The organism is Vibrio sp. Vb0349 (assembly GCF_033338975.1).
Window position 1 is genome coordinate 42,404 of sequence record NZ_JAWOTS010000024.1, and the last position, 12,111, is coordinate 54,514.

Consider the following 12,111-nt stretch of genomic DNA (forward strand, 5'->3'; position numbering starts at 1 on the left):
GATTGCGCTGGATGTAAGTTTAAGTCGCAGATCTTTTTAATGGTAATGAAGTAACTGTTTGAGATCTCAATTTATTTGTAGACTTGTTTGAGGGATTCATCAGTAAGCAAGAGGTTGTACAGTCTGTGTTCAACCTTGTCATATTTGTGAAAGGGACTGCAAGAAGAAGGCTAAAGTCACTCGCTTTTCAGGCGGTAATCGCGATAATGAAAGCATTAAAAAACGCATTACAAGGTTTAGCTTATGCACATTCATATCTTGGGTATCTGTGGCACATTTATGGGCGGCGCAGCGATTCTAGCGCGCCAATTAGGACATAAAGTCACTGGTTCTGATGCCAACGTTTATCCGCCAATGAGCACACTGCTTGAGTCTCAAGGTATTGAAATTATTGAAGGCTTTGACCCGTCTCAACTCGACCCTCAACCAGATCTTGTGGTGATTGGTAATGCGATGAGCCGTGGTAACCCTTGTGTCGAGCATGTGCTCAACACTAACATGCGTTACACCTCTGGCCCGCAGTGGCTCAACGAGTTTTTGCTGCATGATCGTTGGGTATTGGCGGTATCGGGTACACATGGGAAAACGACCACGTCGAGCATGCTTGCTTGGATACTTGAAGATTGTGGTTATCAACCGGGTTTCTTAGTCGGTGGGGTACTCGGTAACTTCGGAGTGTCTGCTCGTTTGGGTGAAAGTATGTTTTTTGTCGTTGAAGCGGACGAATATGACAGTGCTTTTTTCGATAAGCGTTCTAAGTTTGTGCATTACCATCCTCGCACTTTAATCATGAATAACCTTGAGTTCGATCATGCTGATATCTTCGATGATCTAGAAGCGATCAAACGCCAATTCCATCATTTAGTGCGAACTGTACCGGGCAATGGATTGATCTTAGCGCCGAGGCAGGATCAAGCGTTAGCGGATGTATTAGAGCGTGGTTGCTGGACAGAAAAGCAGTTTTCAGGTGTTGATGGTGACTGGCAAGCGCACAAATTAGTGCTTGATGGCTCAAAATTTGACGTTGCGTTGCAAGGCGAGAAGGTTGGTACCATCGAATGGAATTTGGTGGGTGACCACAATGTGGATAATGCGCTGATGGCAATCGCTGCTGCACGACATGTTGGAGTCACTCCGGATCTTGCTTGCCAAGCATTAGGGCGTTTCATCAATACCAAGCGCCGTTTAGAGCTGAAAGGTGAAGAACAAGGTGTGACGGTTTACGATGATTTTGCGCATCACCCAACGGCAATTGAACTTACAGTCGGTGGTTTGCGTAACAAGGTAGGTGAAAAACGCATCCTTGCTGTGTTAGAGCCGCGTTCTGCCACCATGAAGCGTGGCGTACACAAAAACACACTTGCAGAGTCACTACACAGTGCAGATGAAGTCTTCTTGTTCCAGCCAGATAATATCGAGTGGTCTGTGCAAGACATTGCCGACCAATGCACACAGCCAGCGTTTGTCGATGCGGATATAGATAACTTTGTAGCCAAGATCGTCGAACGTGCGCGACCAGGTGACCAAATTCTAGTCATGAGCAACGGTGGCTTTGGTGGTATTCACGGAAAACTTCTTGAGCAGTTAAAACAAAAAGCCTGATTGATATGCAAAACAAAACACAACCCTCTCATAAAAAAGCCATCACGTTGGCATTAACGGGTGCTTCTGGTGCTCCCTACGGCCTTCGTCTTTTAGAATGCTTGGTTGCGGCGGATTATCATGTCTACGTTCTGATTTCTTCGGCGGCTCGTGTTGTGATGGCAACCGAGCATAATCTTAAGCTACCAAGTGGCCCAGAAGCGGCGCAGCAAGCATTAGTAGAGCACCTGAACTGCAATCCAAATAACATCACCGTTTGCGGTAAAGACGATTGGTTCTCGCCGGTTGCGTCTGGTTCTGCTGCACCCAAGCAAATGGTGGTTTGCCCATGTTCTGCGGGAAGCGTTGCAGCGATTGCGCATGGTATGTCAGATAACTTGATCGAGCGGGCCGCTGATGTGGTAATGAAAGAGCGCGGGCAGCTGTTGCTCGTGGTTCGCGAAACACCATTTTCAACGCTACATCTGGAGAACATGCACAAACTGTCGCAAATGGGCGTCACCATCATGCCAGCAGCTCCAGGCTTCTATCATCAGCCAAAGAGTATTGAAGACTTAGTGGATTTTATGGTGGCGAGAATTCTTGACCACTTAGGTATTGAGCAAGGTTTGGTGCCTCGTTGGGGTTATGACCAGCGCTCGTGAGCTGATTGTGTAACCACTCAAATACCTTTACAATCCATCCAACTCATCGGGGAGCAAACCCATTTAGCATTGAGTCAATCAATGCATTGGGGCGCTGAGACCTAAGTGTTTAACTAGGGACCCGTATTACCTGAACCAGATAATGCTGGCGTAGGAATTGAGTCTGGATATTGGAAGTCCTTAATAGCCGCCTCAAACCCTGTGCCGCTCAACTTATTTCTCTGAAATACTCATGGAGAGCGAGCAGTGAAACCCACTCTAAATCTGATTGCCTTAGCTGCAATCACCTCTACTTCAGCGTTTGCCGCTGAAAACACATTAACCATCTATACCTACGACTCTTTTGCCGCAGATTGGGGGCCGGGTCCTAAAATCGAGCAAGCTTTTGAAGCAAAATGTGGCTGTGACGTTAACTTCGTAGCGTTGGACGATGGTGTGTCGATTCTGAATCGTCTTCGTCTTGAAGGCGGTAATAGCAAAGCGGACATCGTATTAGGTTTGGATAACAATCTGATGGCAGAAGCGAAGAAAACCGGTCTGCTTGCCGAGCACAATGTAGATACGTCCAATACAGTGTTACCAAACGGTTGGAGCGACACGACGTTTGTACCGTACGATTACGGCTACTTCGCGTTTGTGTACAACAAAGAGAAAATGACTAATCCGCCGAAAAGCATGAAAGAGCTGGTGGAAACGCGCGACGATCTGAAAGTGATTTACCAAGATCCGCGGACTTCAACGCCGGGCCAAGGCTTGATGCTATGGATGAAATCTATTTATGGCGACGATGTGACGCAAGCGTGGCAGAAGCTAGCGAGCAAAACCGTAACGGTCACGAAAGGTTGGTCTGAAGCGTATTCCATGTTCCTCAATGGTGAGTCCGATTTAGTGCTTTCTTACACCTCCTCACCTGCGTACCACTTAATTGCGGAAAACGATTCGAAGTTTGCGACGGCGAATTTTGCTGAAGGCCACTACATGCAAGTTGAAGTCGCCGCCAAAGTGAAAGGGGCAAAAAATTCAGAACTTGCTGATCAATTTATGAGTTTCATTTTAAGTGATGAGTTCCAATCGGCGATGCCAACGGGTAACTGGATGTACCCAGTCACTGACGTTGAGTTACCTAAAGGTTTTGAAACTTTGAGTGTTCCAAGCAAGTCGTTGAGCTTTAGTGCTGATGAAGTGGCAAAAATGCGTAAGTCTTGGATTCGCGAATGGCAAAGCGCATTGACGTTTTAGCTGACGTTTCCACCCTCATCTGAATGAGATAGGTTTTACCTTTGAATTCTGTTCCAAAAATAGGTTTAGGGGTCGCGATGATCATCGCGACCTTTGTTATTTCTGCCCTAGGTGCTTTGATTGTTCAAGCCCCTTCACTTGATGTGTCTGTGGTATGGGGCGACCCGTACTATCAACATGTCACCAAGTTCAGTTTCTACCAAGCGTTTCTTTCCACATTGCTCAGTGTTGGCTTTGCCATTCCAGTAGCGCACGCACTTTCGCGTCGCCAATTTATTGGTAAATCATTACTGCTTAAGCTGTTTGCATCGACACTGGTTTTGCCGGTTTTGGTTGGTGTTTTTGGGCTGTTAGCGATTTATGGCAACAGTGGTTTGTTGGCGCAGTGGTTGCAAAGTTTCGACACTAAACTGCCATTCTCTATTTACGGTTTGAACGGCATTTTACTCGCCCATGTGTTCTTTAATTTACCTTACGCGGCACGATTGCTTCTGCAAGCCTTGGAGTCTATTCCTGCCGAGCAGCATAAGCTTTGCGCGCATCTTGGGATGAGCCATTGGGATAAGTTTCGCTGGGTAGAATGGCCGCGTTTAAGGCAGCAGCTTCCCCACGTTTGTGGGTTGGTGTTTATGTTGTGCTTTACCAGTTTTGCCACTGTAATGGCGTTGGGGGGCGGGCCAAAATCCACCACCATTGAATTGGCCATTTACCAAGCGATTAAGTTTGATTTTGATTTACAAGCTGGGGCGTTATTGGCGCTGTGGCAGATGCTGTTATGTGGACTGCTTGCTATTGGAGTGCAGAAGTTAACAAGGCCTGTTTCTATCAGTGCTGGAAGCACATCGGTACAGCAATATTTAACGAAGGATCATGGGTGGTCAAAAGCTTGGGATAGCTTTTGGATCATAGGTGCCTTTTTACTGGTAATACCGCCGTTATTGATGGTGTTACTGAGTGGCATCAACCAACAAGTTTGGACAGTATTAACCGATGAGCGTTTTTGGTTTGCGCTATTGAACTCCCTCAAAGTCGCCTGTGTCGCTAGCGTGCTTGCGGTCGCTGCAGGGGTGTCCATACTATTGACCAGTCGCCGTTGGCGGTTGCAGTACAAAAACACGCGAGCCGATCAGATAGAGTTAATCGGCACCATTATTTTGGTGACTCCAGGTCTGGTGATTAGCACCGGTTTATTCTTACTACTGCGCGCATTTACCGATGTTTTTAGCTTGGCATTTTTTGTCGTGATTTTGGTGAACGGTTTGATGGCTTTGCCTTACGTGATCAAAACGCTAGCGCAGCCAATGCTGCACATTGAACAACAGTATCAGTATGTATGTGCCAGCTTAGGCATGCGTGGCTGGCAACGGTTTAAAGTGGTGGAGTGGCAGGCGCTACGCAAGCCGTTTGCACATGCGTTTGCGATCAGCTTTATGTTTGCAATAGGGGATTTAAGTGCCATCGCACTGTTTGGTGGACAAGAGTTTCGTACCTTACCTCTGTATTTGTTCCAGTTGCTTGGCAGTTATCAGATGGACGCAGCTGCGGTGGTATCGGTGACCCTATTGTTGTTGAGTGTGGGCTGTTTTGCCTTGATTGAGAAAGTATTGAAAACGAAGGAGAGAGCGTAATGTTAGTGTTGGATGATGTGCAGTACACCTACCAACGTGAACTGTTTCGTTTTGACTTAACGATTGAGCAAGGACAGATTGTATCGCTGATGGGACCAAGTGGGGCAGGGAAGTCAACCTTGCTGGCGTTGGTGGCAGGATTCATCCATCCTGACCGTGGTGATATTTGTGTTGATGGTGAGTCCATTGTGCGTAAAGAGCCTTATCTGCGTCCGTTCTCTATGTTGTTCCAAGAGCACAATTTGTTTGCTCACTTATCGGTGCGTGACAACATCGGTTTGGGCTTACACCCAGGGCTAAAGCTTACGGTGGACCAAAATCGTCAGATTGAACAAGCCGCGCAGCAAGTTGGTGTTGCAGAGTACCTCGACCGTTTGCCAGAGCATCTTTCTGGTGGCCAGCGTCAACGTGTTGCCTTAGCGCGTTGTTTTGTTCAGCCTCATCCCATGTGGCTATTGGATGAGCCGTTCTCGGCGCTTGATCCGGTGTTGCGTGAAGAGATGCTGAGCTTGGTAAAAAAACTCGCAGCAGAGCGGGGAATAACCGTATTGATGGTCACGCACCATTTAAGCGATGCCAAAGCGATTGCCAGCCACTTTGTGTTTGTGGCAGATGGTAAAGTGGAAGCCGCGGGTGATATGTCTGCATTGAGTGAACAGCATGCTAGTGAGAAGCTTGCGGCATTTATCCGAGCAGCATGCTAGTGCCTGATAGTTGCTAGGTTATGCTTCTCCGCAACACAAACCATGCCGAGGTCCAAATTCAAATTGAGATCTTAAGCTCATGATATGGTCAATCATTGCTTGTACACGCCGTGGGCGGTTTGCTCCAGGACGATAGACTAAATAAATAGGCATTGGTACCGTGTGCCATTGCGGTAACACTCTGACTAAGGTGCCACTTTCTAGCTCTTGCGTCATGTTCTGCACAGGTAAGTTAGCGATGCCTAGTCCTTTAAGTGCGCCTTTCAATATTGCTTCTACAGTTGTACTTGAGAAGTTACTGGTTATTGAAACATTGACGGTATTATCGTGTGAGATCAGCGTCCAAGGCCCTATTTCTGAAACATATTGATACCTCAAACAGTTGTGTTTTGTCAGGTCTTCTGGCGTTTCAGGTACGCCGAACTCAGCTAAATACTCAGGGCTAGCAGCCAGGACTCGAGTCGTATAGCCTAATTTTTTTGCGATCAATCGATCATCAACTATCTGACCGACTCGAATTGCCATATCAAAGCCGTGTGAAAACAGATCAACAAAATCGTTCGATGCTTCTAACGCAATTTGTACTTTTGGCCATTGTTTTAAAAATGGCAAAAAGATGTGTTCCGCCATATACGCATCCAACGCTGGTGGCGCGGAAATACGCAGCCGGCCTTGGATCTGTTGTTCCATCTCCAGTACGTCATGGCCAATTGAGTGGAATTCCTCAACTAAGCTTGCAGCACGCTCTAAAACCATTTGGCCAGCTTCGGTGATCACTAACTTTCGGGTTGTGCGCTCTAGGAGTTTGGCTTCAAAGTGTTGTTCGAGTTTGGTTATGGCTTTACTAACAGTAGATTTCGGTAGGTTTAACTCCAGCGCGCACTTGGTTAAGCTCAGTAGTCGACAGCTTGTGACAAAGATAGAAAGCGTTCTAAAGTCAATTGTTTCTAAATTGCGAACAATCACTTTCAATTATCCATATTGTTTCAATATTAATCTGATTATAGTCTGGCACCTCATCCTTAGCCATCAAGTTATTGTCATTTGAGGTAAACAACATGTCCAACTCTGTAGACTTATTTTCTCCTATCGAACTCGGTCAATTAGCATTAGATAACCGTGCTATTATGGCGCCTTTAACGAGAGCTCGTGCTGGCGCAGACCATATTCCTAATGACCTTATGGTTGAATACTACGCTCAACGTGCGAGTGCCGGACTTATCATTGCTGAATGCACCATGGTGATGGAAGGTACGTCTGCTTTTATGGCAGAACCGGGCATTTACAACGAAGAGCAAATCGCAGCTTGGAAAAAGGTAACGGATGCGGTTCATGAGAGAGGCGGTAAGTTTGTACTGCAAATTTGGCATGCGGGACGAGCTTGTCATCCTGATCTGAATGAAGGAAAAACACCTGTAGCGGCGAGCGCATTGGCCATTCGTGATGAATTAGTCCATACCCCTTCGGGTAAGCAAGCATATACGGTACCACGAGCACTCGAAGTGGATGAGATAGCTTCCATTGTTGCGGCGTTTAAACAAGGTGCAGAAAACGCCAAGAAAGCCGGCTTTGATGGGGTCGAGATACATGGCGCCAATGGTTATCTTATTGATAACTTCCTTCGTGACGGCTCAAATTTACGTACCGATGAATACGGTGGCTCGGTTGAAAATCGTGCTCGATTTTTACTTGAGATAGTGAAAGAAGTCGTTGAGGTGTGGGGACCCGGAAGAGTCGGTCTGCGTACATCTCCGCTAAATGGATTTAATGACATGAAAGACAGTGATCCAGTTGGTTTGGTGCGTTACTTAGCAGAGCAACTTAATTCTTTCGATCTTGCTTATTGGCACGTGATGCGTGCGGATCTGAAAGGCGTACAAAAAGCAGATGTTCTCAAGCCAGCACGCGAAAACTATCAAGGTCACTTAATGGCGAACGTGGGCTACAGTGCACAAGAAGCGGCAACAGCAATTGCAGAAAACAAAGTTGATGTGGTCGCATTTGGCGTTCCCTTTATCGCAAACCCAGATTTAGTTGAGCGATTTAAGAAAAATGCACCTCTTAATGAGGCGAAACCAGAACACTTTTATTTGGGGGGAGCAGAAGGTTATACCGATTACCCAGTGATGGCATAACCCTTACTTGTTTCATATAAAAAGGACGCTAATGTTAGCGTCCTTTTTCGTTTCTGTATTTACTTAGCCTTGCGGTTTTACGACCATCACATTGATTGGAGAATATTCCACAACCTTACTCGCGACAGAGCCAAGCATTACTTTATTGATTTTAGAGCGCTTGTGGCTTGGCATAATGATGAGATCAGCGCCTAAACGTTCTGCATAATCAAGAATGGTCGCGTAGGCCTTGCCTTCAGCAACATGCACTTGGTAAACCACATCTTCAGCAATATGCTCATTAGCGAAAGTTTTTAGTTGCTGCTTCACGTCTTGCTTCATTTTGGCCGCAGCATCTTTCGGAAAGTATGTGGCAACCATCGACATGTGAATACCAGGTAGTACCGTCAGAAGATGGATTTGAGCATTTGCTTGCTTTGCCTGCCAAACCGCTAGTTCAACCGCTCGGTCTGAAAAGCCTTGGTCATTTAGATCAACCGGAACAAGAATTTGTTTGTACATTCAATGTCTCTCATTAAGGCCCCTTTATCCTCGGGGCCAAATCGGTTATGCGCTCAATTGTTCCTTACGAGCACGACGTTTTTGGTTCATTGCAAGCACCAGCAAAATCATTAAGCATGGTACAAACACCCACTCTTTCATCGGACGGTCTGCATCCTGGATAACCCACTTGATTTCCCAATCAAAGTCGATACCTGCGGACTCTGCTGGACTACCAAATTCAACCATATCGACAATCATTTTGTTGTCACTTTCGGTCAGCATCAGACCCATAGATGAAATACGTGCGTCTGCTGTTGTCGCACTGTCTTCGAATGGAAGACGAACCGTTTTCTCAATGTAGTCGCCCTCAAGGTTTTCACCGGCAACACGTAACTCCAATGATTCTCCTACATTTAGTGTTTCCGTGATTTGAGCTACCTCAACGCCAGGAGAAAGAACTTTCGCTGGGTACAGCATGTCCCACCAAAAACCTGGACGGAAAAACGAAAATGTCAGTACTAATAATAGGACTGTTTCCCACCACTTGTTACGCGTGAACCACCACCCTTGAGTTGCCGCAGAGAAAATCAGCATTGCAATGATCGATGAGATGACCGTGAGTGCCAAATGCCACCAAGAGTCGATCCCCATTAACAATAGCTGGGTATTGAACACAAACATGAACGGCAAAATAGCGGTTCGAATATCGTAAGTAAAACCTTGGATACCAGTACGAATTGGATCTGATTTCGCAATTGCTGCTGCTGCAAAAGCCGCAAGACCTACAGGTGGGGTATCGTCGGCCAAAATACCAAAGTAGAAAACGAACAAGTGCACCGCTATCAACGGAATAATCAAGCCATGCGCTGCGCCGAGCGTAACAATAACCGGCGCCATTAGCGTAGAGACCACGATGTAGTTCGCCGTTGTTGGCAAACCCATCCCCAGAACCAAGCTAATGATGGCGGTAAACAGCAGCATAAGAATGATGCTGCCACCAGAGATAAACTCGACGAAGTCGGTCATCACTAGGCCGATACCCGTTAGTGTAACAACACCAACAACGGTGCCCGCTGCCGCGGTTGCAACGCCGATACCGATCATATTGCGCGCACCAGAAACTAAGCTCTCGGCAAGATCGACAAAGCCATCTTTGGTTTGCTGAAGCATGTCACCTTGCTTTGACAGCAGTGCAATCAACGGACGTTGAGTCAGCAAAATGAAAATCATGAACACCGTTGCCCAGAATGCCGAAAGGCCAGGTGAGAAACGTTCGACAGTCAAACACCAAACTAATACGACGATAGGGAGTAGGTAGTGCAAGCCTGACTTAACGGTTGGGCCAGGATCAGGTACTTCTGTTAATTCTGCATCAATCTCAATTGCGCCATCTTGCACGTTATTTGCTGAGACTTTCACCAGCCCAACGTACGCGATTAATAGTGCGACGGTAACAATTGGTGTCGCGGCATCACCAAAGACGTCCTTTGTCCAACCCACTCCGTAGTAAACCAATGCGCTGATCACACACAATCCTAAGATTGTACCAGTAAAGGACAGCAGACTTTGTACTAGTGTTGGGTTGTGGCGACGAGGAAGGCCTGTCATGCCTGCTTTGCACGCTTCAAGGTGAACAATGTAAATTAAAGCAATATAAGAGATTAGCGCTGGAAGTAGGGCGGCTTTAATCACCTCAACGTAGGAGATACCGACGTATTCCACCATCAAAAATGCTGCTGCACCCATGATTGGCGGTGTTAACTGACCATTGGTTGAAGCCGCTACCTCTACCGCACCCGCTTTTGTGCCGGGAAAGCCAACACGCTTCATCAGTGGAATGGTAAAGGTGCCAGTTGTTACTACGTTTGCGATTGAAGAGCCAGAAACCAGACCAGATAAACCTGATGCAACAACGGCCGCTTTAGCTGGACCACCTTTCATATGGCCAAGTAACGAGAAGGCAACTTTAATGAAGTAAGCACCAGCACCAGCGCGTTCCAGCATTGCTCCAAACAATACAAACAAGAAGACAAAAGAGGTAGAAACACCTAGCGCAACCCCAAATACGCCTTCTGTTGTTAGCCACAAGTGAGACATGGCCTTGTTCAAGCTTGCCCCTTTGTGTGCGATAACGTCAGGCATGTAAGGGCCTGCAAAGGTGTAAGTAAGGAAAACAGCAGCCACGACCATCAATGGTGGACCAAGAGCTCGGCGTGTTGCTTCTAAAAGGAGGATCATACCGATAACAGCAACAACGATATCAACCGTTGTCGGTGCGCCTGAGCGTCCTGCTAGCTCGGTATAAAAAAGGTATATATAGGCTGCTGAAAAGCTGCCAGCCAACGCGAGTATCCAATCAACAAGAGGGATATGATCGCGAGGAGAATTCTTCATCGCTGGATAAGCAGTGAAAGCCAAAAAGATCGCGAAAGTAAGGTGGATAGATCGCGCTTCCGTGTCGTTCAGTACGCCAAAATTGAAAATAAATGGTAACGGGGATGCGTACCATAATTGAAATAGTGACCAACACAGAGGAACAAACCAAAGGATTCGTCCTTGCATTCCCGAAGGGCTACGTGCACCTGTGTCTGCCTGAGCCACCATTTCTTGCACATCTTGTGACGGAGCTTGATTCGTCGCCATGTACTTTTTCCTTATTATTGATGGTCCTGTCTGATTTTTATCGAGAACCACACTTCGCCTCTATCAGTGTAGTGAATGGAGCGAAGTTTGCTTTCGAGTATTTTGCTGCCTGAACTCAAAGTGTTGATTGTTGGATACTCTGTTAGGCGGCGTTTAAGTTTTCTTGGGTATGAGCTCGCAGTTTTCAGAAGAAAACTGGCGAATGAAGCATACAGTTAGAACGTGCTACAACCTGTATGCTCAAACAGGCAGAAAATATTCTTTCCTGCCTGTATGTAGAGTCTGAGGAAATTACTTAATTAGACCCATTTCTTTGTAGTATTTTTCTGCACCTGGGTGAAGAGGAATAGAAAGACCAGCTTTCACCATGTCTTCTTTCTTCAAGTTTGCGAATGCAGGGTGTAGACGCTTGAAGGTATCAAAGTTTTCAAACACAGCTTTTGCCACGTTGTAAGCGACATCGTCTGAAACATCAGAGGTCGTTACCATTGTTGCTGCAACACCAAAGCTGTTTACGTCTTTGTCTGTACCGCGGTACATACCAGCCGGTACTGAGCTAAAGGCGTAGTATGGGTTGTCGGCAACAATTTTATCGATTTTAGGGCCTGTTGCTGAAACTAGCTTCGCATCACATGATGTGGTTGCTTCTTTGATTGAACCGTTCGGGTGGCCGACCATGTAAATGAAGGCGTCAATTTTGTTATCACAAAGTGCCTGAGAGCGTTCAGAGCCTTTTAGCTCAGACGCCAATTTGAAGCTGTCGTTTGTCCAACCCATCGCTTCCATGACAACGCCCATTGTTGCACGGTCACCAGAGCCTGGGTTACCGATGTTTACGCGCTTACCTTTCAGGTCTTCAACGTTTTCAATACCTGAATCTGCACGCGCAATGATGTTGAAAGGTTCTGTATGAAGAGAGAACATTGCGCGTAGCTTCTTGTACGGGCCTTGTTCTTCAAACTTGCTCGTACCGTTGTAGCCGTGGTACTGCCAATCCGATTGCACGATACCAAAATCTAATTCGCCTGCACGG

Annotated in this window: 10 protein-coding genes and 1 riboswitch; of the genes, 6 read left to right on the top strand and 4 right to left on the bottom strand. The window is 46.6% G+C overall.

Annotated features, from left to right (window positions below):
- Positions 1–243: 243 nt before the first annotated feature.
- The 5 genes from mpl to thiQ all read left to right on the top strand — a co-directional run bounded on the left by mpl (position 244) and on the right by thiQ (position 5,817).
- Positions 244–1,602, top strand: a complete 1,359-nt coding sequence (mpl, locus tag R7Q47_RS19400) for a UDP-N-acetylmuramate:L-alanyl-gamma-D-glutamyl-meso-diaminopimelate ligase (RefSeq protein ID WP_318089333.1) — start codon at positions 244–246, stop codon at positions 1,600–1,602.
- Positions 1,603–1,607: 5 nt separating this feature from the next.
- The gene (locus R7Q47_RS19405) at positions 1,608–2,246 is read left to right on the top strand and encodes a flavin prenyltransferase UbiX (RefSeq protein WP_025768362.1); all 639 of its coding nucleotides are present in this window, start codon (positions 1,608–1,610) and stop codon (positions 2,244–2,246) included.
- 37 nt (positions 2,247–2,283) lie between these two features.
- Positions 2,284–2,420, top strand: a riboswitch (TPP riboswitch).
- 72 nt (positions 2,421–2,492) lie between these two features.
- Positions 2,493–3,485: a thiamine ABC transporter substrate binding subunit gene (gene thiB / locus R7Q47_RS19410; RefSeq protein WP_136976964.1), complete on the top strand. Its 993-nt coding sequence runs from the start codon at positions 2,493–2,495 to the stop codon at positions 3,483–3,485.
- 41 nt (positions 3,486–3,526) lie between these two features.
- Complete coding sequence (gene thiP / locus R7Q47_RS19415) at positions 3,527–5,113, top strand: thiamine/thiamine pyrophosphate ABC transporter permease ThiP (protein WP_136976965.1); 1,587 nt, start codon at positions 3,527–3,529, stop codon at positions 5,111–5,113.
- Positions 5,113–5,817, top strand: coding sequence for a thiamine ABC transporter ATP-binding protein (gene thiQ / locus R7Q47_RS19420; RefSeq protein ID WP_005379648.1), 705 nt, complete (start codon positions 5,113–5,115; stop codon positions 5,815–5,817). The genes thiP and thiQ overlap by 1 nt, the downstream gene beginning before the upstream one ends.
- Before the next feature lie 18 nt (positions 5,818–5,835).
- Here thiQ and R7Q47_RS19425 read toward each other — a convergent pair whose 3' ends face one another.
- Positions 5,836–6,783: a LysR family transcriptional regulator gene (locus R7Q47_RS19425; RefSeq protein ID WP_042522435.1), complete on the bottom strand. Its 948-nt coding sequence runs from the start codon at positions 6,781–6,783 to the stop codon at positions 5,836–5,838.
- Between the two features lie 92 nt (positions 6,784–6,875).
- Between R7Q47_RS19425 and R7Q47_RS19430 the strand changes: the two genes are divergently transcribed.
- Positions 6,876–7,952, top strand: coding sequence for an alkene reductase (locus R7Q47_RS19430; RefSeq protein WP_318089334.1), 1,077 nt, complete (start codon positions 6,876–6,878; stop codon positions 7,950–7,952).
- 63 nt (positions 7,953–8,015) lie between these two features.
- On the opposite strand, the gene R7Q47_RS19435 is transcribed toward R7Q47_RS19430, so the two are convergent.
- From R7Q47_RS19435 to R7Q47_RS19445, 3 genes are all read right to left on the bottom strand, one after another.
- Complete coding sequence (locus tag R7Q47_RS19435; protein WP_005379654.1) at positions 8,016–8,453, bottom strand: universal stress protein; 438 nt, start codon at positions 8,451–8,453, stop codon at positions 8,016–8,018.
- A 45-nt stretch (positions 8,454–8,498) separates the two neighbouring features.
- Entirely contained in the window at positions 8,499–11,078 is a 2,580-nt protein-coding gene (locus tag R7Q47_RS19440; protein ID WP_318089336.1) for a TRAP transporter permease, read from the bottom strand.
- Positions 11,079–11,369: 291 nt separating this feature from the next.
- Positions 11,370–12,111: TAXI family TRAP transporter solute-binding subunit (locus R7Q47_RS19445; RefSeq protein WP_318089337.1), on the bottom strand; the 742-nt coding region annotated here is incomplete at its 5' end.